This window comes from Rhodobacter sp. 24-YEA-8 (assembly GCF_900105075.1).
GTDB lineage: Bacteria > Pseudomonadota > Alphaproteobacteria > Rhodobacterales > Rhodobacteraceae > Pseudogemmobacter.
Genome location: NZ_FNSK01000006.1, coordinates 43,218 through 64,091 on the forward strand (window position 1 = coordinate 43,218; position 20,874 = coordinate 64,091).

Sequence of the window (20,874 nt, forward strand, 5' to 3'; positions counted from 1 at the left end):
CGGTGAGAAAGCGCCCGGCCCCCGTGACAAGGGCCGGGATCGGATTGGCTCAGAAGGTGGTGGTCAGCCCGACAAAGAAGCGGCGGCCATCATTGTAATTGGTGGAGCCGAAGGTCTTGTCGCCGATATTATAGACCGCGACCGACCCTTTGACGTTCTCGTTGAACTCGTAATCGAGCCCGATATCAAAGATCGCATGTTCCTTGATCCTGCTGTTGCCGGTGTCAAAGGAAGCGCTGCGATATTGCGCATTGCCCCAGAGCGACAGCGCCTCATTCGCCTGCCAGTCAACGCCGAGATTGGCGACATGCAGCGGGCTGTTGTTGAACCTTGTGCCGGTGCGCGCCCCTTTGGTCACCTTGCTGTCGGCATAGGTGTAGTTCAGGTTGAAGCCGACATCGCCCAACACCCAGTCGACGGTCGCCTCGACCCCGTTCAGCTCTGCTGCGTCGCGGTTCACATATTGGTTGATCCATTTGATCGGATCGGTGGGGGTGTTCATGCCGCAATTGGTGGGCAGGCCGGGGTAATTGACCGGATCGGCGGGGTTCATACAGATCCGCTCGGTCGTGATCCGGTCCTTGAAGCGGGTGTGATAGGCGGTAAGGCCGATCTGCACACCACCCTCCGATTCCCAGATCGCGCCGATCTCGAAATTGGTACTCTCTTCGGGTTTCAGATTGGTATTGCCCTGGTCGCGCGCCCGGCCGTCGCCGCCCGAAGGTTCAAAGATATTGCTGTCGGCCTGTTTCAGCGATGGCGTCTTATAGCCGCCCGAGACACCCCCCTTGATCGTCAGCGCGTCAGAGGCATGCCAGACCGCATAGAGGCGCGGCGTGACATGCGAGCCATAGCGCTCGTTCTCGTCATAGCGCAGGCCAAAGGTCACCGTCACATCATCGGTCAGGTGGAAATTGTCCTCGCCGAACACCGCCCAGTTCCAGCGCGTCATCACCGGATTGACGCTGACGCGGTTCGGCGAATGGCGGGTGGTCTCGTCGCGGTAATCAAAGCCCAGTGTCAGGTCATGGCGCCCGAAACTGACATTGGTTTTTGAATTCAGGTTCCAGAGCTCATAGCCCGAGATATTGGTGCCGTTCCTGAAATCGACATCTTCATAGGTGACGAAGCTGTTGGTTTCATAGCCCTCGCCCCAGGTGATCTTGTGACCAAGCGCGTAGTTCATCCGCTCGACCTTCACGCCGCCGGGGGTGCCGCCGGGGGTCAGGTTCACGGTGTCCGAGGTGCCGGACGCCACTTCGAAATCCAGGCCCTGATTGTCGTCGATCATCCAGGTCAGCTTGGCCCCGATGGATTTGCGTTCGGTATCCTGCGAAGGGCGCGCGCCGGTGCCCGCAACCTGCAGCGCCGGCTTCGAGCGGTCATGGATCGAGCCATAGACCGCAAGGCCAAGGCGCCCCTCGATCAGCGGCCCGCTCAGATAGAACCGCCCCTCATGCGCAGAACCGGCATTATTGTCCTGCCAGGTAGAATTTCCCAGCATCAGCGAGCCGGACCAGACATCGGCAACTGGCTTGGTGATGACATTGATCACACCACCCGATGCCGCGGTGCCATAAAGCGATGACATCGGGCCGCGGATCACCTCGATCCGTTCGATGGCGGAAGGCGGCGGCAGGTAAGACATCGCGAGGCCGGAGCCGAAGCCGTTATAGGTCGCCTCCTGCGAATTGCCAATGGGGCGGCCATCGACCAGGGTCAGCACATAGCTTTCGCCAAGGCCCCGGATCGAGATGGTCTCGGCACCGGAGCGCGCCGATGGCGAGGACACAACCACGCCCGGCACGCGGCGCAGCACATCGGCGATCGAGGCATAGGGCCGTGAGGCGATCTCTTCACCGGTGATCACTGTGACCGTCGCAGGCGCGTCAGGCAGGGCCTGAGCCTGGCCGGTTGCGGTCAGAACAATGGTGCCAAGGTTCTGCGCTTCTTCCTCTTCGCCGGTCTCCGGGGTCTGGGCCATCACAGCCGTCTGCGGCGCGATCATGGCCAGCGCAAAGGCCCAGACCGGCAGGCCCGATAACAGCCCGGCCCTAAATTTGTGGTTGTTTCTCATCACATCCCCCCAGCAGGGCCAGGTCGGGCCCAGAGCAAAATTCGGTTTCATGAAGGGTTCACGCGGCAGAGAGGCGGTCACTGAACCGACGTGCAAAGTTTTTTTGTCGGTTTTTTGCTGCACCTTTGCAAAACCGGAGACGGGGCGGGGAAAATGGCGCCAATATGCAACAGCGACCTGCCCGGGCCCGCCGGAACCGTCGCAGCCGGTGGACAGGGCCCGGGGCGCGAAATAGGGTCTGGCTCCAGCCGGATGCGGGCCATCGCGCCCCTCTATGCCAGATCTTTCATCCCTGTCCCGGATCCTCTGGCGCCCCTGATGTCTTCCACCGAGTCCGACGAAATCGGCCGCCTCTACAGCGAGGAAAGCGCCCGTCTTGAGCGGCAGATTGCGCGGCGAACGGGCAATCCCGCGATTGCGCGCGACCTGGTCCATGAGGTGTTCCTCAGGGTCTGGGAACGGACACGCGGGGTGACAGGTGCGTTTTCCGGCAATCCTTCGGCCTTTCTCAGCCGTTCCGCGAGGAATGCGGCCATCGACCATCTGCGGCGCGAAAAAGTGCGCGACAGCCATACCAGCAATGCGCTGCCCGAAGCCGCACCCGCCGATCCGGCTTTCGCGGAAATCGCCGCGCGCCAGTCGCAGGAGGCGGTAAAACGCGCGATCCGCGATCTGCCGGAAACGACGCGCCGTCTGTTCCTGATGAACCGGGCCGAGGGCCTGACCTTCCAGGAAATCGCAAGCCGCTGTGGCATGTCAGAGCGCAATGTGGCAAAACATATGGCGAAGGCGGTGGCGCGCTGCGCCCGCGCGCTTGAAGATCCCCCCGCAGACAGCCCCGCCCAACAGCGCAGCGAATGAGGCCGGTTCTTTTGGCGCAAAGCCCCGTTTCCCAGGATCAGATCCGTGATGAGGCCGCCGGATGGCTGGTCGCAGTGACCGCGCATCCGGCGCTGGAGCAGGACAGGGCTTTCCGCGCCTGGCTTGCGGCCGACAGCCGCAATGCCGCAGCTTTTGCCAAAGCGCAACAGGCCTGGCAGATTGCCGGTCTGATGGGTGCTGATCTCGCGGCGGAGGCGCCGGTTGCGGTCGTTCCACTGCGCCCTGTCGGGCGGCGGCTCTGGCGGGCCGGCGCCGGGCTCGCGCTGGCGGCCTCGCTGGTGGGCGCATTCTGGCTGAACCAGGTGCGCCCGGATCTGCGGCTGAGGCTGGTGGCGGATCACGTCAGTGTTGCGGGCGAGATCCGTGATTTCGCGCTGCAGGATGGCAGCCGTACATTGCTTGACGGTGGTTCGGCGCTGGATTTCACCGCTGACAGCGACAGCCGCCGGGTGACGCTGCTGACCGGTGCCGCCTGGTTCGATGTTGAAAAAGACGGCCGCCCCTTTACCGTGCGGCTGGGCGAGACCGAAATCCGTGCGCTTGGCACGCAATTCGGGGTTCGCGATTGCGGCAATTGCGTTGAGATTTCGCTGGAAGAGGGCAGTATCGCGATCACGACGCCCGGCCTCGCCGAGATATATCTGACCCCCGGCCAGCAAGTGCGCCTGCGCCCTGGTGCGCCACCGCAGCTTGCCGGCAGTGATGCGCCCGAGGCGCTGGCCTGGCGCGACGGGCGCTATATCTTTTACGATGTGACCCTGCGCGAAGTCGCCGGGGTGCTGGCCCGCCATGGTGCCGGCGCGATCCTTTTCGGGGATGCGGCACTGGCTGATCGCAAGATCTCGGGCAGTATCAGCCTCTCCGATACCGGCGCCGAATTGCAGGCGCTTTCAGAGGCGATGGGCTTTCGCATCTTCGCCCTGCCGGGTGGCAATCTGTTGATGTGACCCTCTCGCCAGCCGCCGGGGCCAGCGACGTCGCCTGCCAGCCCTCCCTCTGCCAGCGATATTGCCGCAAATCCGCCAGGGCGCGGGTTCAGTGGGGCATGGCCTCATGCGTGAAGGTCAGGCAAGGGCCCGTGCCGGGCACGGCCAGAGAAAGGACAGGATGCGAGCCAGCCGCGCCAGATCATATTGCCCCGCGCGGCCGCCCCATTGCCGGGCCGCGCGCGGCAGTGTTTTGTGCGCGGCGGCGCTGGCCATGTGCCTTACATCCCTTACCCCGGTCCCATCACCGGCCGAGCCGGGCGCGACCTTTGATCAGCCCGCACTGCCGCTGGCGCGGGCGCTGACCCGCATCGGCGAAAGCGCGGGCATTTCGGTTCTGATCAAAGGCGACAGCGCCGGGCTGAATGCTCCGGCGGTCCGGGGCATTACAGGGTTGCAGACGGCACTGGATCAGGTGCTGTCGGGCAGCGGCGCGGTGTACAGGTTCACCTCGGATGGCAGCCTTGTCGTCACGCTGCCTGCGGCGGCACCGGTATCACCGGCCGAAAATCTCGGGACCATCGTCCTGACGGCGAGCGGCCAGCCGCAGCATCTGATCGATGCGCCCGCCTCGGTGACCGTGATCCCGGCAGAGGGGCTTTCGGGCCGCCCGATGGCGAGCCTCGCCGATGCGCTGCGCAGCGTTCCGGGCCTGTATGTGCCCGGCCCGGGGCGCGAAGGGCTGCCGGCGATTTCCCTGCGGGGCATGGGGCAAAGCTATGTGCTTCTGATGATCGATGGCCGCCCGCTCAGCGCCTCGGAAGAGGCCAGCTATAACGGCCATGGGCTGAACACGCGGATCGGGTTCCTGCCGCCCCTTCTGGCGCTGGACCGGATCGAGGTGATCCGTGGCCCGTTATCGGCGCTGCACGGGTCGGCAGCAGCGGGCGGCGTGATCAATGTGATCTCGCGCGACATTCCCGGGATCTGGGGCGGCGAGGCTATGCGGGGCTTTGGCAAGGCCAGTGATCCGGCCTCGGGGAACAGCCAGGAGGCGCGGGTCTGGCTGGGCGGGCCGCTGGTTCCGGGGCGGCTGGGGCTTGCGCTGTTCACATCGCTCACGGCCCGGCAGGAGGATGACCGGATCAGCGCGGGCTATCAGAGCCAGGGCCTCGGCGCGGCGCGGCGCAGCATATCGGGCCTTCGGCTGCGCTGGATCCCTGTGGCGGATCAGAGCCTTGAGCTGAGCCTGCAGGAAAGTCGCGTCGATTTCAGCCGCAGCCCCCTGTCCGCGCGCAGCCTTGCCGATACAAGGGTGACCGACCGCATCGCGGCGCTGTCACATCGCATCAGCTGGGGCGAAAATCGCGAGACCACCAGCTTTCTGCAATGGGAAGCGACCGACTTCAGATCGGGCAATGAAAGCGGCCATGATGCGCTGGTCTTCAACACCCGCACCACGCTGGGCGAGGGGCGGCGCAACCTCACCCTTGGCTATGAATACCGCCGGGAGCGGACCAGGCACGACCCGGACCGGCTGCCCGATCTGGCGAACCCGCGCCTGCATCGCTGGCATCATTCGGTCTTTCTGGAAGGCGCGCTGCCTTTGGGCGAAGACCTGACGCTGACCCTTGGCCTGCGTGCCGATCAGAACCAGAAATACGGCTTCGCGCTGACGCCGCGCGCCTCTTTCATCTGGTATATGACACCGGATCTGGTGCTGAAAGGCGGCATTGGCAGCGGCTATAAGGTGCCTGCGCTGAAACAGGCCGATGATGGTGTGGCCGAGCCCTCGGGCGGCGATGGACGATCGCGCGACCGGGGCAATTCCTCGTTGCGGCCGGAACGCAGCACCAATGTCGAGCTTGGCCTGATCTGGACCGGACCCGAAGGGCTGCACCTGGGCGCGACGCTCTGGCACAGCCGTTTTTACGACCGGATCGCCCGGGCCGATCTGTGCCGCACGCCGACCGGCCAGGCGCCGGGCTGCCTGCTGGACGGAACGCCATATGTTGCCGTGACGCAATATATCAACGATGACAGTGCGCGGCTCAGCGGGGCCGAGCTGGCGCTGGATCTGCCCCTGGGCGACTGGAATATCGCCGCGAGCTATACGTATTCGGAGTCGCGCGTGACCCGGGGCCGTAATGTCGGGCAACGCTTTCACAACCTGCCGCTGCATATGCTGAATCTCTCGCTCGACTGGCAGGTGGCAGATCGGCTGAACCTCTGGGGTCAGGCCCGCGCCCGCAGCCGCGCGCCCGCTTCGGGACGGCAGCCGCCGATCCCTGCGCATGTGATTGTCGATCTGGGCCTGAGCTTTGATCTCAGTGACCGGGTCAGCGGCGTGCTGGCGGTCTATAACCTGAACGACCGGCATGAGGGCGATGTTCTGCCCGAAGGTCGCCGGCTCCATCTTGGCCTGACCACCCGGTTCTGAGCCCGGACAGTCCTGGCCCGGACCGGCGCCCGGGTCAGTCTTCCGTCAGATGCGAAAAGAATGTGTCGCCCGCATAATCCCGGCGGAAGCGCCCGTCGCTGACCAGTCGCGGCACGAGGTCCTCCAGTGTCAGGCGCAGGCTTTCAGGCGAGCCGCCGGGCACAGCGATAAAGCCGTCAATCGCGCCGGCGTCATGCCAGACGGCGATTTCCCGGGCCGCGTCTTCGGGGGTGCCGACGATCTGCCAATGCACCGATGACAGGATCTCGGGCCGCGCCAGCAGTTCGGCCACCGTTGGCTGCGTGTCAGACACGATCCGCTGCAAGAGGGCACGATGGCTGGCAGACCGCATGGAGTGATGCGTTTTCGGCAGATCGGCCGGGGTGAGGCGGCGATCATCGGGCCAGCTGCTCAGATCCAGCCCGATGGCTTCCTGGATGCGCTGGAGACGCTGCGCGCGTCCGACGCGGCGGTGGTTGTCCTGAAACAGCGCGCGCGCCTCTTCGCGGGTCGGGGCCAGATAGAGGCTGAGCCCGGGCAGAAGCCGGATATCACGCGGCGCGCGGCGATGCGCCACGGCGCGGGCGGAAAGCTGGCTGCGCATCTGCTGCGCCGTTGCCAGATCGGGGGTCATGCCAAAGACCATATCCGCCACCTCCCCCGCGAAATCGATGCCGGTGGCCGACCCGCCCGCCTGCATCAGCGGGATCCCCGGACCGGGAAATGCCGGCAGGTTCAGCGGCCCCTTAACCTCGAATCCCTGGCCGCGATGGTTGATCGGCAGGATCAGATCGGTATCGGCATAGCGCCCGGTCTCGCGGTCAACCAGCAGCGCCCCGGATGGAAAGCTGGACCACAGTTTGCGCACGACATCGGTAAATTCACGCGCGCGCAGATAGCGCGCATCCGAGGAAGGCATCTCTGCCACGCCGAAATTCTCATTGCCCTGCAAGGCGGTCACGACATTCCAGCCGGCGCGGCCCTTGCTGAGCCAGTGCAGCGACATCAGCTGCCTCGCGGCCTGATAGGGATGGCCGAATGTGGTCGAGATCGTGGTCACGAGGCCGATCCGCCGCGTCTCGCGCGCGACCGAAGTCATCAGCAAAGTCGCGTCCAGGCTGGAAAAGCCAAAGGACTGGTCCATGATCGCCAATGGCAGAAAGCTCGCATCGGGGCGGAAGGCGAAATCGAGATGGGCGGCCTCGGCGCGCTGTGCGGTTTCCAGTGCAAAATCGCTGGAATAAAGCCCCTCGATGCCGCTGCCATCCAGCCGCCAGCCTTCGCCAGACAGCCAGGTCGGCGCCAGCGAGATCCCAATGCAGAGTTTCGGTCGGAGCTTCATCGCCCTGCCTCGTCAGTTCATGAATCGACCGGCCCAGAGACGGGCCGGCCGCAGTTTCTGTCGCGATGGCTCAGAACGTGCCGCGAATGCCGATGCCAAACATTCGCGGCGAGGTCATCGAGCCCTGCGTGAAGGCCACTGTGCCGCGCGCGGCCTCGAGCAGGGTCGGGCTGCGTTCGTCGAAGAGGTTGTTCACATAGCCATAGACTTCAAGATTGTCGCGCAGCTGATAGCTCGCATGGATATCCACGAGGGTGTAATTGTCCACCTCATAGGCCGGAGTATTGGCGGTATTGGAATAATAGCCGTCAATAAAGCGCACCTGGCCACCAAGCTTCAGCTTGTCACTCGCATCCCAGCTTGCGCCAAGGGTAAAGGTCTTGCCGGGCGAGCGGGCAAATTCATTGCCCTCCCAGGCCTTTGCCGAAGACATCTCGTCGATCTTCGTCCTGAGGAAACCGGCACTTGCGCGCAGCGTCAGGCTGTCGACGGGCTTGTAATCCGCACCGATCTCAAGCCCGTAGGAATGGGCTTTTTCAGCATTCAGCGTCTGGGTCTGGTTGATCCCGGACGAGGTCATCTGGGTCACACTGTGCTGGGCGTTGGTGTAATCCATATAAAAGAGGTTTCCGGTCAGGAAGAGCGTCTCGTCAATCAGGCTTGCCCGGCTGAAGAGTTCATAATTCCAGACGGTCTCTTCCTTGTATTTCGTCCAGTCGTGGGTGCCGACGAAATCAAGCGAAATGCCGCCGGGATTATAGCCCTTCGAGATCATCGCGCCGACGGTCCAGTCCGGCGTCGCCGCATAGGACAGGGTAAGCTTCGGCAGCACCTCCTCAAACGTCTGATCATAATCGATATCGCTGTTGGCAAAGAGCGGCGAGACATCGCCGGTGCGACGCAGATGGTCACGCTGATAGCGAAGGCCGCCCGAAAGCGTCCATTGGTCATCAATACGCCAGCTGAGTTCGGCATAGACGCCTAGCTGGTTCTTCTTGTCGTTGAAGGTCGAGATACCGCCCTGGTTCAGCCATTCATCCTGATCGCTATAGGCGACGTAAAGACCGGCCACCCCAGAGAAAACATCTTCGGGCGTGCCAAAGGCCAGCTTCGATTCATTCGAGAAATTCTTGCGCCACATATTGGCGTCACCGGCGGTGGGCGTGCCGACGCGGCGTTCAACATCGGATTTCGAGGTCTCGAATTTATTGGTCAGCACAAGGCCGTTGCCCAGATCGTAATCGACATCCAGCACAGCGGTATCGGTCACCGTATCCCAGCCCGGCATCCAGATCGTGATCGAACGCAGATCGCTGTATTCGGGGTCTTCCGCCGCACCTTCGGCGCTTGGTCGGGTCACATCCGAGCGCGAATAGGTCAGTTTGACCGTCAGCCCGTCAATATCGGCGGGCTGCCACAGCAGCTTGGCCCGACCGGTGAAATTGCTGAAATCCTGGCCGATTTCGTTCTGGATAAAGCGCGGGCTGACATAATCGATAAAGGTGTCGCGCGCCGCGTAATCCAGCGCGATCCGTGCCGCGAGCTGGTCATTGATCGGCCCGCTCCAGGCAAATGAGGCGCGGCGCTGGTTGTAATTGCCGAATTCCAGCCGGTAGCTGCCCTCGGGCTCCCAGGTCGGGTCTTTGGTATTCACGAGGATCGCGCCGCCAATGGCATTGGCGCCCTGGCTGGTGGTTTGCGGCCCGCGGAAGACCTCGACGCTGCCGACATCCCAGGTGGCAGTGCCGCCGAAATACAGCTCGGCCCAGCTGAGATAATGACCATCCACATTGACTGTCGCGCGCGGCATGGTCCCGGCAAAGAACGCCGTCGCGCCGGTATGCGGGCCTTCAGAGTTCTGGCCCCGGATCACGGGGGTGGAGACATTGTCGGTATAGATGACGTTCGGCGTGCCCTGCAGCACAGTGCGGACCTCATCCTTGCCCGGCTTGTCCTGTTCAAGCTCTTCTGCGGTCACGAGGGTCACCGAACTCGCGGTATCCTTCAGATCGCGCTGCTGTTTTTCGCCGGTCAGATAGATCGTGCCAAGATCGACAGGCGTGTCCTGGGCATAGGCAGCATGGGCCGCGAGGGCTGCAATTATGGTCAGCAGGCTGGCCCCACGCGCCAGCCTGCCATGATGAAAGTTCGGCATGATGTTCCCCGGTTTCTGGTGAGGCACATGCGGAGGCGGGCGATGGGCTGGCGGCATATGATGCGTTCCGAATTGCATAACGCGTTATGCATGTCAATTCGGCTGCCATGTGCGGGCCTTTACCCCGGCGCCCATGCTGCATTAAGATCCCGCAGAGCCTTTCATGGTCGCTGCCCGAGGCAAAGGAATCCCAGGGATGATGGAATTCGAGATTTTCCCCGACGAGGATGCCGGCGCTGTCGATACAAGGCGGGTGACCACCATTCAGTCGATCTCGGTCGCGATGCGGTTCCTGAACATCCTCGCCGCCGCCGAACGTGCGCTGCCTCTGGGAGAGCTCGCGCGGCTGTCGCGCACCGGACGTTCGACCGCGCATCGCTATATGCAAAGCCTCGTGAAAGAGGGGCTCGCGGTGCAGGATCCGGTCTCCAGCCATTACGATCTGGGCGCGGCGGCTCTGTCGATAGGCATTGCGGCGCTGCGCCGGGTTGATGCTGTTGAAATGGCCGGGATGCAGATGAAGCAGCTGGCCACCAATCACGCGATCAGCGGCGGGGTCGCGATCTGGACCGAACGGGGCCCGACCCTTGTCCGCTGGTATCGCAGCGCGCTTTTCGCGATTTCGCCGGTGCAGCTGGGGGATGTGCTGCCCATCGACAATTCAGCCTGTGGCCAGGTGTTTCAGGCCTTTCTGCCGCGCGCCGTGATCGAGGCCGCGCGCCGGATCCAGCCCGCCGCTTTCGCCGGCGACCCGGTGCAGCGCCCGCAGCTTGACCAGATCCGCCGCACCGGCTGGGTCGAACTGACAAGCCATCTTCTGTCAGGTATCACCGGCCAGGCTGCTCCGATCCTCGATGCCCAGGGCGAACTGGTCTGTGTGGTGACCTCGGTCACCGATCTGGGGAAGCTGAATGCGCCGGGCGACCGGCTTGCACTACAGGATGTGGCGAGGCTGATAAACCGCGCTACAGGTGGGCAAAGCGCGCTTGATCAGCCCTGATCCCCCGCGCGCGGGCAGGGGATCACCATCGGACGCGCGGTCAGTGGATCGGGCATCACCAGCGCCGGCAGATCAAACACCTGCCGGATCAGATCTTCGGTGACGATGACATCAGGCGCGCCGGTCGCGATGATCTGTCCCTCGCGCATCGCGATCAGATGGGTCGCATAGCGGAAGGCGAGGTTCAGCTCATGCAGAACCGCCACCACCGTGCGCCCGGCGCGGTTCAGACGTGCCAGCATTTCAAGCAAATCAACCTGATGCACGATATCAAGGAAGGTCGTCGGCTCATCCAGCAAAAGGATCGGGGTTTCTTGGGCGAGCGCCATCGCGATCCAGACCCTTTGCCGCTGCCCGCCTGACAGTTCCGCCAGCGGCCGGTCGGCCAGATCGGCTGTGCCGGTATCGCGCAGCGCCGCCGCGACCGCTGCCGCATCCCCTTGCGACCATTGCCGCAGAAAGCTCTGATGCGGAAAGCGTCCCCGCGCGACCAGATCCGCCACGCTGATCCCCTCGGGCGCGACCGGCGACTGTGGCAAAAGGCCAAGCCGGCGCGCCACCTCACGCGAGGGCAGGGTATGGATCGCCTTTCCGTCCAGCAGCACCCGCCCGCTTTCCGGGGTTAAAAGCCGCGACAACGCCCGCAGAAGAGTGGATTTGCCACAGGCATTTGGGCCGACGATCACCGTGAAAGATCGGTCCGGCACCTCCAGCGACAGATCCCGCGAGATCATCCGCGTCTCATAGCGCAGCGTCACATTCTCGGCGCTCAGACGGTGATGCATCATATTCTCCTTTCGCCCGACCGCAGGCCCGGCGGGTTTTTTGGCGGCTCTTCGTATTGCATTGCGGGATGCGCTCTGCAATATGGGAACCAGCTACCCCCTTCCGATGTCGTTTCCGGCCGGGGCCAGCCATTCCCCTACAGTATCCCCGGCAGCACAGAGGCAAATTCGCGCCCGGCTCCGGAGCTGCGCGCGCAAGGATGAGCATATGGCCAGGATCAGTACAGAATCCGTCGAAGACCGCAGCGGGATTCTTGAGGAAGAGGATCACATGCGCGGAATGGAGCGGATCGGGATGGAAGTCATCTCGATCAGCAGGCCTTTCGCTTCGGTCGCACGGGTGACCGGCCGGATCGCACCTGCAGATCCTGCGCCATGGATGCCGCCAAACCAGGCCGTGCGCATTGCGGTCGGGGAACCCGAAGGGCAGCGCCCGGTGGTGCGCGTTTACACGATCCGCGCCTTCGATCCTCTGCGCAGCGAAGTCGAGATTGATTTCGTGATCCATGAGGATGACAGCCCGGCGATGCGCTGGCTGAAAGCCGCGCGTCCTGGCACGGTGCTGCCGATGATCGGGCCGCGCCAGCATTTCATCCCGCTGCCCTCGGGCGACAGGCGGGCGGCGATCTTTGCCGACGAAACCGCGATCCCGGCGGTCTATGCGATCCTGAAGGCCTGGCCTGCCGGGCTGAAAGGCTCCGCCTGGATCGAGACCCCGGACCGTGGTGCCTTTGACGAATTGCCGCGCCCTGACGGGGTTGATCTGCATCTTATCCTGCGTCCGGCGGGCGTCGCGGCGGGAACAGCGCAGAGTTTGCTTCAGGCGGCGACGGCCCTGCCCGATCCGCATAACTGGACGGTCTGGGCCGCAGGCGAGCGCGTCGAGATGCGCGATCTGCGCAATCATCTGCGCAAGGCCGGCGTGGCGCGCGCTGATCTCCAGGTGCTTGGCTACTGGAAAAAGGGGATGAGCAGCTCGGATCTCGACCGCGCGCGGCTTGCCGAATATGAGGCGCTGCGCGCCCGGGGCCTCACCCTGGAAACTCTTGGCGATATCGATCTGCCGGTCTGAGAATGACAAAAGGTATCCGTATGTTGCGCCTTTCCCTGACCGTTTTTGCCCTGATCACCCCCCTCACTGCCAGGGCCGAAGAAGGCTGGCCGCGCAGGGTGACCGATGCGCTTGGCGAGGTCGTGATCGCGGCAAAGCCGGTCAATATCGCCTCGACCGCGCCCAGCCTGACCGGGATCCTGCTGGCAATTGACGCGCCGGTGAAATCGACATCAATGGCGATGATCGGGCCACTGACCGACGAAAAGGGCTTCTTCCTGCAATGGGCGAAGACGGCGGATGAACGCGGCGTCGCGCAGCTTTACGGCAATCTGACCTTTGACATCGAATCGCTGATCCTGGCCGACCCGGATCTGGTTGTGGCCTCTTCGACCGGCGGAGATGCGATCCTGCCCTATGTCCCGGCGTTGCGCGCACAGGGCATGACAGTGGTCGTACTGGACTATTCCTCCGGGTCCTGGGAAGATCTTGCCCGCCAGCTCGGCCGTGCCACCGGGCATGAGGCGGGCGCCGAGGCGGTGATCCGGGATTTCGACGCGTGCGCCGCTGATCTGGCGGCACGGCTTACGATCCCGCCGGGGGATGTGTCGCTGGTATCGTATAATTTCAGCGGCACTTACGCGGTATCAAAACCGACCAGCGCCCAGGCAAAGCTGCTCTCGGTCCTTGGCTTCACGGTGACGGGTCTGCCGGAGGCGATGGCGGGCAATGTTACCCGGGCTTCGGATTTCGATTTCATCTCGCATGAGAATCTTGGCGCGGCGATCACCGGCGAGGGGGTCTTTCTCCTGAACGGCACCGAAGAAAGCGTGGAGGCGTTTATGGCCGATCCGGTTCTGGCCAATCTGCCGGCGGTGAAATCCGGCCAGGTCTGGCCGCTGGGGCCGACCTCGTTCCGCGTCGATTACTATTCCGGCCGCGATATTCTGGAAACCATCGGGCGTTATTTCGCCAGATGACGGGCAATGGCGGCAGGAGGAGCGCAGGGATCTGGCTGGCCGGGTTGCCGGTGCTTTTTTTGCTGTCGCTTGCCAGTCTCGCCATCGGTTCGCGCGCGGTGCCGCTGTCGGAGCTCTGGCGCGCCCTGACCGCCTTTGATCCCGGCAATGACCTGCATCTTGTGCTGCGCGAATTGCGGCTGCCCCGCACCGCGCTGGCGCTTGGCGCCGGTGCCGCGCTTGGCCTTGCCGGGGCGGTGATGCAGGCGGTGACGCGCAACCCCCTGGCCGAGCCGGGACTTCTGGGTGTGAATTCCGGTGCGGCGATGGCGGTTGTCCTGGGGGCATCGGCTTTTGGCCTGACCCAGATCACGCAATATGTCTGGTTCGGCTTTGTCGGTGCCGGTCTGGCGGGGGTTGCGGTCTTTATTCTGGGCCGCGCGCATGGGTCGGGCACAGATCCGGTGCGTCTTGTGCTGGCGGGCGCCGGGCTTTCGGTGCTTCTGGGGGCGGCGACCGGCTTTGTGATCCTGAATTCCGGGCTGGATGTGCTGGATATATTCCGCAACTGGGGTTCGGGCACGCTGGAGGGGCGCGGCATGGCGGTCGCTCTGGTGATGTGGGCGGCCCTTGTACTGGGCGGCGGGCTGGCGCTGGTGCTGGCGCGCGATCTGAATGCCCTGTCGATGGGGGTCGAGATCGGTCGCGCGCTCGGGTTGCGGCCGGGGCCGGTCTGGGCGCTGTCCTGCCTTTCGGTGATGATCCTGGCCGGGGCGGCAACCGCAAGCGCCGGGCCGATTGCCTTTGTCGGGCTGGTCGCGCCGCATCTGGCGCGGGCGCTGAGCGGGCCGGACAATCGCAGCCTCCTGCCGCTTTCCGCGATTATCGGCGCAGGCATCCTGACCGCGGCCGATATCCTTGGCCGTATCGTGGCCCCTCCGGCCGAGCTGGCAGCGGGCATCGTCGCAGCGATCCTTGGCGGGCCGTTCTTCATTCATGTCGCGCGGCGTTTCCGGCTGGTGCGGCTGTGAGGGCCAGAGGCCAGCGCGTCTTGCGGATCGGCGGGCTCAGCCTGTTATGGCGCCCCCGCGCCATGCTGGTCTGCGGGCTGCTGATCGCATTTGGCCTGCTCCTTGGCCTTTTCCTGCTGGCCAGCGGCACAACGCGGCTTACGCCTGCCGGGGCGCTGGCGGGTCTGACCGGCCAGGCCGAAACCGATGTGATCAACCGCCTTGTCCTGCGCATCCGGCTGCCGCGGCTGCTGACCGCCGCGATGGTCGGGGCGGCGCTTGGCATGTCCGGCGCGGTGTTTCAGTCGATCTCACGAAATGCGCTCGGATCGCCGGATGTGATCGGTTTCACCACAGGCGCGGCAAGCGGCGCAATTGCGCAGATCATCCTGTTCAATGCCGGGCCGGTGCAGACCGCGCTGGCGGCAGTGGCCTCGGGGGTGATGACGGCACTGGTCGTCCTCTGGCTGGCGCGCGGCCGGAAAGGCGGGCGGGAAGGGGGCGGCGGCTACCGGCTGATCCTTGTCGGTATCGGCATGGGCGCGCTGATGTCGGGGCTGAACACGCTGTTGATGGTGATGGGCGATCTGGAACGTGCGATGTCAGCCCAGATCTGGCTGGCCGGATCCCTGGCCGCGCGTGACTGGACCCATGTCGCAACCGCCTTTGCCGGGCTGGTCGTCTTCGCGCCGCTGGTTTTGTGGAATGCACGGCGGCTTCTGGTCATGTCGATGGGTGATGATCTCGCGCGCCAGCTCGGGCTGGACCCGGGGCGCACGCGGCTGGTTCTGGTGCTGGCCTCGGTCGGGCTGGCATCCGTTGCGACAGCCTGTACCGGCCCGATTGCTTTTGTCGCGCTGGCCGGGCCGCAACTGGCGCGCTGGCTGACCCGTTCGCCCGATGTGCCGGTGGTTTCGGGAGCAATTGCCGGGGCTCTCCTGCTGCTGAGCGCGGATCTCGTCAGCCAGAATGCGCCTTTCGGCCTTGCTATGCCGATCGGGCTGACCACAGGGCTGCTGGGTGGGTTATATCTGATCCTTGTTTCGCGCCGCCTCTAGGCGCTGTTGTCGTGATGACAGGCCAAAGGTATCCGTAAGGGCTCCGGCATCATAAGACCCAAAAGCGGTCGCGCAGAGCGGATCCCGGTTGTCGTGGTACAAGGATATGTCCATTTCAGCCGCATTGATAACCGGATCAGATCGGACAGGGCCAGTATTGCGGCAAGCCGCGCCTTGCGCGCCTCGTCCGTATCGCATCAAACTGCGATCAGCGGCCGGGCCGCCCTGATCCCCCGCCTGGAACCCCGCATGACCTATACCTTTCTTCACACCTCTGATCTGCATCTGGGTCGGCCTTTTGGCGGCTTTCCCGAAGACATTCGCGGCCGCCTGCGCGAGGCGCGCCATACGGTCATTTCCCGTCTCGCCCATGCGGCCCGCGACAATGGCGCGCGCGATGTGCTGCTGGCGGGTGATACATTCGACGCCGAGACCCCTTCGCCCGAGACTTTGCGCCACGCGCTGCGGGCCATGGCGGTCGAGGGCGATCTGCGCTGGTTCCTGATGCCCGGCAATCATGACAGCCTCGCGGCGACCGAGCTCTGGCGCCGGATCCTTGCCGATGCGCCGGCCAATCTGACGGTTCTTGACCGGCCCGGCGCGCTGGAACTTGCGCCCGGTATCTGGCTTTTGCCGGCGCCCCCGACACAACGCCGCCCGGGGCGCGATCTGACCGAAGCGATGTCGGCGCCAACCCCGGAGGGCGCGATCCGCATCGGCCTTGGCCATGGCGCGATCATGGATTTCACCGATGGCGAGGGCAGCCCGGGGATCATCCCGCCGGATCGGGCGCGGCTGTCGGGTCTTGATTACCTGGGCCTTGGCGACTGGCATGGGCGGATGCAGATAGGCCCTGCGACCTGGTATTGCGGTACACCCGAGGCGGATGGGTTCAAACATCCCACAGCGCCGGGCGCGCTTGCGGTCGGCCTTGACGCCGGCGGCGCGCCGGCACGGGTGGAAGTCACCCCAACCGGTCAGTTTCACTGGCTGCGGCCAGAGCTCGATCTGCTGCCGGGCGAGGATATTGCGGGCCATCTTGCCGGGCTTCTGCCCGGCGAAAACCAACGCCGGGACAGTCTCTTGCGGATCGAGGCCAGCGGCCGTCTGACCCTGGCCGAACGCGCCGGCCTTGAGGCCGCGCTGGCCGCGATCGCCCCGGATTTCGGCTGGTTCGAGGCCGATCTTTCCCGCCTTGGCACAGATGTGCAGCCGGATGATCTCGACCTGATCGACCGGGGCGGTGCGTTGCGCCGGGCCGCAGAAGGTTTGCTCGACGAGGCCCGCGACCCGGCGCTGGCCCGGATCGACCGCCAGCTGGCCGAAATGGCACTGTCCCGGCTCTATGCGCTGGTGCAGGAGGTCGAGGCATGAAGATCCGCGCGCTTGAGCTGACCAATCTGCGCCGCTTTGGCGCAAAACGTGCCCGGATCGAGGGCATAGGCGACGGGGTCTCGGTGCTGTCGCAGCCCAATGAGTTCGGCAAATCGACCTTTTTCGACGGGCTGCATGCCCTGTTCTTCCAGCCGCATCGGTCATCGCGCGCGCCGGTGAAAGCATTGCAGCCCCATTCGGGCGGTGCCCCCGAGGTCGCGGTCGAGCTTGACCTTCCCGAGGGCCGGTTCCGGCTGGAAAAACGCTGGCTGTCGCGCCCGACGGCGCGGGTGCTGGATGCGGCGGGCCGGCTGATCGCGCAGGAGGACGAGGCCGAGGCCTGGATTGACCGGCTGACAGGTCAGGGGCTGGCCGGGCCTTCGGGGCTTTTATGGGTGCGCCAGGGTCTTCTTGGGATGGAGCCGGAAGGCGCCGGTGCCGCCGATAAATCGGACCGCGAAAAGGCGCTGACAGCGCGGCGCGATCTTTTGTCCTCGGTCGCGGGCGAGATCGAAATGATGACCGGCGGGCGGCGTATGGACCAAGTTCTGGCGCGGGTGAACGAGGCGCTTGCGAAGCTTGCAACCAATACGCTGCGGCCGAGATCGGGCGGGGAATGGGCGCGCGCCACCGACGAGGCCGAAGCGCTTGCACAGGACCGCGCGGGGCTTGAGATCAAGGTGGCCCGGCTTTCCTCTGAACTGGCAAACCGCGCGGCGATCACCCGCGATCTGATCCGGCTGGCCGACCCGGATCAGGCGGCGCGCGACCAGGCCGCCTTTGATCAGGCAGGCCAGGCATTGCGCGCGGCCGAAACCCATGCCGAACAGGCCCGCAAGGCCGAAAGCGACCTTCGACTGGCGCAGCTGACCGCAGGGCAGGGCGCGGAAACGATCCGGCGGCTTGAAGATCTGAAACTCCGGCTTGGCCAGGCCATAGCCGCGCAGGCGAAGACCTCGGAAGAGCTGGCGAGAACCGAGGCCCTGACCAGCGAGGCCGCAGCCCTTGATACGACAGCGGCCCGCGAACAGGCCGCCGCCGCGGGGGCGGTGCAGGCCCTTGCCGCGCGGCTGGATCTTGCGCAACGGGCCGGGCTGGCGCTGGCCGCACGCGATCGTATGGCAGGTCTTGCCGCGAGGCTGGAACGCGCCGACCGTCAGCGCGCGGCGCTTGATGACCATCTCGCGGCCCGCAGCCCTTTGAAGGTCACGCGCGACCTGCTGGATCTGGCGGAAAAAGCCCAGGGCGAGCGCGACCGCCTGGCGCTTCAGGACGAAGCGCGCCTTGTTGCGGTGACCCTCACCTATTCGGGCGCGGCGCGGGTCACGGCCGCAGGTCAGCCCATTGGCGCGGAAGGGCTGAAGCTCAGGGGAAGCACCGCGCTGAATCTGCCCGGCATCGGCCGGATGGTGATCGACCCGGGCCTCGTTGCGGCAGGTGATATCGGCGCAAAGCTGCAACAGGCGCAGGACCGGCTGGCCACAGCGCTGATGGCCTGTGGCGCGGCGGATCTGGCGGCCGCGCGTCATGCCTTTGCCGAGACCGGGCGGCTCGATGCGGCCATATCCCAGGCGAGGGCGCTGCTTGCAGAGCTGGCGCCCGAGGGGACCGACGCCCTGCGTACGGCGCTGGCGGTGGCGCGCAGCGAAGCGGGTGATCTGCCGGGCGCGGCGCCGGAGGCGGCGGCGGCGGAAGACATTGCCGGTCTGCAAAACCAGCTCCGCAGTGCCAGAGAGACCGAAGAGCGCGCGCAGGTGCACAGGCGCGAGGCCGAAGCCCGCCATGCCCGCCTGCGCGAGGCGCGCGCCGCATCGCGTGCGGCGGAGCTGGCCGCCAGGCAGGTGCTGGACGCGGTCCGAGCCGAGGCCGGTGATCCGGTGGACCTTGCTGCGCGGCTTTTGCACCTCGCCCAGGTCCAGACCGGGCTGGCCGGGGCCGAAACCCAGGCCGCCGGGACCCTGGCCCGGCTGACCACCAACGCCCCCGATCTGGAGACCGCCCGGGCGGCTGTCACCCGCCTTGCCTCGGTGATCGAGGGACGGAGGCGCGACCGGGCACGGCTGGAAAGCGACCTTGCCGGGGTGAGCGGCTCAATCGGGGCGCTGGCCGATGAGGGGATCGAGGAGGCGCTTGGCGATCTGCGGGGCCGCGAAGCGACCGCCCTTGCCCGCGCGGCCCGTTATGAACGCGAAGTGAAGGCGCTTGCCCGGTTGCGGACGGCGCTCGAAGCGGCCAGACGCGAGGCGCGCGAAGCCTATCTTGGCCCGGTCCTGCGCGAACTTGACCCGCTTCTGTCGATCCTGCATCCGGGCGCATCGCTCAGGATAGACGATACCAGCCTCCTGCCGGTGGCACTGATGCGCGACGGTCAGGATGAAGAGATCGAGATCCTGTCCGGTGGAACCAGGGAACAGCTGGCGGTGCTGACGCGGCTGGCCTTTGCGCGGCTCTTTGCCCAGTCGGGCAGATCGGTGCCGGTGATCCTCGATGATGCCCTGGTCCATAGTGATGATGACCGGATCGAAGCGATGTTCACCGCCCTGCACCGGGTGGCGCAGGATCAGCAGATCATCGTCCTGACCTGCCGCCAACGCGCCTTTGCCTCCCTGGGGGGAGAGCGGCTGCACGCGCAGATCAGCTCGGTTTAAGGGCGTGGTTTTGCGCAAGGACCTCTGCGCTGCTGCCTCTGGCATATGCTTGCTGACAGGCGGTTTCGGAGGCCCTGCGCAACCTGGAGCAAACGGCCCGGGACCAGGCCTGTGGTGGTGCTGAGAAACACGGGGGACCCGGCCATCCGGCGCCTGTGAGGCGGCACAGGACGACCCTGATGATCTTCAGACCTTAAGGCCCAGCCTGTCGGCAATGGTCCCGAGCAGGCCTTTGCGGAAGACGAGGATGCAGGCCATGAAAACCAGCCCCTGCATGATGGTGACCCAGGCTCCGAAAGCGGCCAGCTCATTTTGCATCCAGATCACCAGCAGCGCGCCGACCAGCGGTCCGAAGAATGTCGCCATGCCACCGATCATCACCATAAGCACCACCTCGCCCGACATGCCCCAATAGACGTCGGTGAGGCTCGCCAGCTGAAAGGAAATCGCCTTCAGTCCGCCCGCCAGCCCGGCGAAACCGGCGGCCAGAACGAAAACTGCCCATTTGTAGCGGTCAACCCGGTAGCCCAGCGAGATCGCACGCGGTTCATTGTCGCGGATCGCCCGCAGGACCTGACCAAAGGGCGACCAGGTGATGCGGTAGAGAGCCAGCACCGCGACGAAAAACACGACAGCGACAAGGGCATAAAGCGCCATATCGCTTTGCAGCGAGAAGAGGCCGAACAACGCCCGGCGCGGCACATTCTGAATGCCATCCTCGCCGCCGGTAAACGGAGCCTGGAGCGAGAAGAAGTAGATCATCTGGGCGAAGGCGAGCGTCACCATGGCAAAATAGATGCCCTGGCGGCGCACGCAAAGTGCGCCAAACACCGCCCCGGTCGCAACGGCCACCAGCACCGCAAAGCCAAGTGCGAATTCGGGGGTGAAACCCCAGACTTTCGCGGCATGGGCCGCAGCATAGGATGACAGGCCGAAATAGGCGGCATGACCGAAAGAAAGCAGCCCCAGATTGCCCAGCATCAGATTGAGCGACAGGGCAAACAGTCCGAAGCAGAGGACTTTGATCACCAGCAAAGGATAGGCCAGGAAGGGCGCCACAGCGACGATCACCAGCAAAAGCAGGAAAAGGTTGCGATGGCTTGCGCTCATGCCAGGCAGGCCGGCAGCGGTGATCTCGGGTTGCGTGGTCATGTGCAATGCTCCTGC

At 64.9% G+C, this 20,874-nt stretch carries 15 protein-coding genes; 10 read left to right on the forward strand and 5 right to left on the reverse strand.

What is annotated here, in order from left to right; genetic code table 11:
- Positions 1-49: 49 nt before the first annotated feature.
- Complete coding sequence (locus tag BLW25_RS22905) at positions 50-2,128, reverse strand: TonB-dependent receptor domain-containing protein (protein ID WP_253188630.1); 2,079 nt, start codon at positions 2,126-2,128, stop codon at positions 50-52.
- A 267-nt stretch (positions 2,129-2,395) separates the two neighbouring features.
- Between BLW25_RS22905 and BLW25_RS22910 the strand changes: the two genes are divergently transcribed.
- The 3 genes from BLW25_RS22910 (at position 2,396) to BLW25_RS22920 (ending at position 6,325) form a co-directional block, all read left to right on the forward strand.
- Positions 2,396-2,938: an RNA polymerase sigma factor gene (locus tag BLW25_RS22910; protein ID WP_171909725.1), complete on the forward strand. Its 543-nt coding sequence runs from the start codon at positions 2,396-2,398 to the stop codon at positions 2,936-2,938.
- Positions 2,935-3,906 carry a FecR family protein gene (locus BLW25_RS22915; RefSeq protein WP_092904532.1) on the forward strand — a complete coding sequence of 324 codons (972 nt, stop codon included), beginning with the start codon at positions 2,935-2,937 and terminating at the stop codon, positions 3,904-3,906. Before BLW25_RS22910 ends, BLW25_RS22915 begins: the two co-directional genes overlap by 4 nt.
- A 253-nt stretch (positions 3,907-4,159) precedes the next feature.
- Positions 4,160-6,325, forward strand: a complete 2,166-nt coding sequence (locus tag BLW25_RS22920; RefSeq protein WP_171909726.1) for a TonB-dependent receptor — start codon at positions 4,160-4,162, stop codon at positions 6,323-6,325.
- Between the two features lie 34 nt (positions 6,326-6,359).
- On the opposite strand, the gene BLW25_RS22925 is transcribed toward BLW25_RS22920, so the two are convergent.
- The gene (locus BLW25_RS22925; protein WP_092904536.1) at positions 6,360-7,667 is read right to left on the reverse strand and encodes an NtaA/DmoA family FMN-dependent monooxygenase; all 1,308 of its coding nucleotides are present in this window, start codon (positions 7,665-7,667) and stop codon (positions 6,360-6,362) included.
- Between the two features lie 70 nt (positions 7,668-7,737).
- Entirely contained in the window at positions 7,738-9,822 is a 2,085-nt protein-coding gene (locus BLW25_RS22930; protein ID WP_092904538.1) for a TonB-dependent receptor, read from the reverse strand.
- Positions 9,823-10,018: 196 nt separating this feature from the next.
- Between BLW25_RS22930 and BLW25_RS22935 the strand changes: the two genes are divergently transcribed.
- On the forward strand, positions 10,019-10,822 hold the full coding sequence (locus BLW25_RS22935; RefSeq protein WP_092904540.1) for an IclR family transcriptional regulator: 804 nt from the start codon (positions 10,019-10,021) through the stop codon (positions 10,820-10,822).
- On the opposite strand, the gene BLW25_RS22940 is transcribed toward BLW25_RS22935, so the two are convergent.
- Positions 10,813-11,607: an ABC transporter ATP-binding protein gene (locus BLW25_RS22940; RefSeq protein WP_092904542.1), complete on the reverse strand. Its 795-nt coding sequence runs from the start codon at positions 11,605-11,607 to the stop codon at positions 10,813-10,815. The two genes, BLW25_RS22935 and BLW25_RS22940, sit on opposite strands and share 10 nt — an antisense overlap.
- Positions 11,608-11,815: 208 nt before the next feature.
- Here BLW25_RS22940 and BLW25_RS22945 point away from each other — a divergent pair, with 208 nt between their 5' ends.
- From BLW25_RS22945 to BLW25_RS22970, 6 genes are all read left to right on the forward strand, one after another.
- Complete coding sequence (locus tag BLW25_RS22945) at positions 11,816-12,679, forward strand: siderophore-interacting protein (protein ID WP_216279502.1); 864 nt, start codon at positions 11,816-11,818, stop codon at positions 12,677-12,679.
- 20 nt (positions 12,680-12,699) lie between these two features.
- Positions 12,700-13,638 (forward strand): Fe2+-enterobactin ABC transporter substrate-binding protein, encoded by a 939-nt coding sequence (gene fepB, locus BLW25_RS22950; protein ID WP_092904806.1) that lies wholly within the window; start codon positions 12,700-12,702, stop codon positions 13,636-13,638.
- Between the two features lie 50 nt (positions 13,639-13,688).
- Complete coding sequence (locus BLW25_RS22955) at positions 13,689-14,648, forward strand: FecCD family ABC transporter permease (protein WP_253188631.1); 960 nt, start codon at positions 13,689-13,691, stop codon at positions 14,646-14,648.
- Positions 14,645-15,685, forward strand: coding sequence for a FecCD family ABC transporter permease (locus BLW25_RS22960; protein ID WP_253188632.1), 1,041 nt, complete (start codon positions 14,645-14,647; stop codon positions 15,683-15,685). The genes BLW25_RS22955 and BLW25_RS22960 overlap by 4 nt, the downstream gene beginning before the upstream one ends.
- Positions 15,686-15,934: 249 nt before the next feature.
- Positions 15,935-17,059 (forward strand): metallophosphoesterase family protein, encoded by a 1,125-nt coding sequence (locus BLW25_RS22965; RefSeq protein ID WP_092904808.1) that lies wholly within the window; start codon positions 15,935-15,937, stop codon positions 17,057-17,059.
- Positions 17,056-19,707, forward strand: a complete 2,652-nt coding sequence (locus tag BLW25_RS22970) for an AAA family ATPase (protein ID WP_092904548.1) — start codon at positions 17,056-17,058, stop codon at positions 19,705-19,707. Before BLW25_RS22965 ends, BLW25_RS22970 begins: the two co-directional genes overlap by 4 nt.
- Before the next feature lie 186 nt (positions 19,708-19,893).
- Here BLW25_RS22970 and BLW25_RS22975 read toward each other — a convergent pair whose 3' ends face one another.
- Entirely contained in the window at positions 19,894-20,859 is a 966-nt protein-coding gene (locus BLW25_RS22975; protein ID WP_092904550.1) for a branched-chain amino acid ABC transporter permease, read from the reverse strand.
- Positions 20,860-20,874 lie beyond the last annotated feature (15 nt).

Excerpts from the sequence above, each read along its gene's own strand:
- BLW25_RS22905 (WP_253188630.1), bottom strand. The coding sequence starts at position 2,128 with ATGAAACCGAATTTTGCTCTGGGCCCGACCTGGCCCTGCTGGGGGGAT.
- BLW25_RS22910 (WP_171909725.1), top strand. The coding sequence starts at position 2,396 with ATGTCTTCCACCGAGTCCGACGAAATCGGCCGCCTCTACAGCGAGGAA.
- BLW25_RS22915 (WP_092904532.1), top strand. The coding sequence starts at position 2,935 with ATGAGGCCGGTTCTTTTGGCGCAAAGCCCCGTTTCCCAGGATCAGATC.
- BLW25_RS22920 (WP_171909726.1), top strand. The coding sequence starts at position 4,160 with ATGTGCCTTACATCCCTTACCCCGGTCCCATCACCGGCCGAGCCGGGC.
- BLW25_RS22925 (WP_092904536.1), bottom strand. The coding sequence starts at position 7,667 with ATGAAGCTCCGACCGAAACTCTGCATTGGGATCTCGCTGGCGCCGACC.
- BLW25_RS22930 (WP_092904538.1), bottom strand. The coding sequence starts at position 9,822 with ATGCCGAACTTTCATCATGGCAGGCTGGCGCGTGGGGCCAGCCTGCTG.
- BLW25_RS22935 (WP_092904540.1), top strand. The coding sequence starts at position 10,019 with ATGATGGAATTCGAGATTTTCCCCGACGAGGATGCCGGCGCTGTCGAT.
- BLW25_RS22940 (WP_092904542.1), bottom strand. The coding sequence starts at position 11,607 with ATGCATCACCGTCTGAGCGCCGAGAATGTGACGCTGCGCTATGAGACG.
- BLW25_RS22945 (WP_216279502.1), top strand. The coding sequence starts at position 11,816 with ATGGCCAGGATCAGTACAGAATCCGTCGAAGACCGCAGCGGGATTCTT.
- fepB (WP_092904806.1), top strand. The coding sequence starts at position 12,700 with ATGTTGCGCCTTTCCCTGACCGTTTTTGCCCTGATCACCCCCCTCACT.
- BLW25_RS22965 (WP_092904808.1), top strand. The coding sequence starts at position 15,935 with ATGACCTATACCTTTCTTCACACCTCTGATCTGCATCTGGGTCGGCCT.
- BLW25_RS22970 (WP_092904548.1), top strand. The coding sequence starts at position 17,056 with ATGAAGATCCGCGCGCTTGAGCTGACCAATCTGCGCCGCTTTGGCGCA.
- BLW25_RS22975 (WP_092904550.1), bottom strand. The coding sequence starts at position 20,859 with ATGACCACGCAACCCGAGATCACCGCTGCCGGCCTGCCTGGCATGAGC.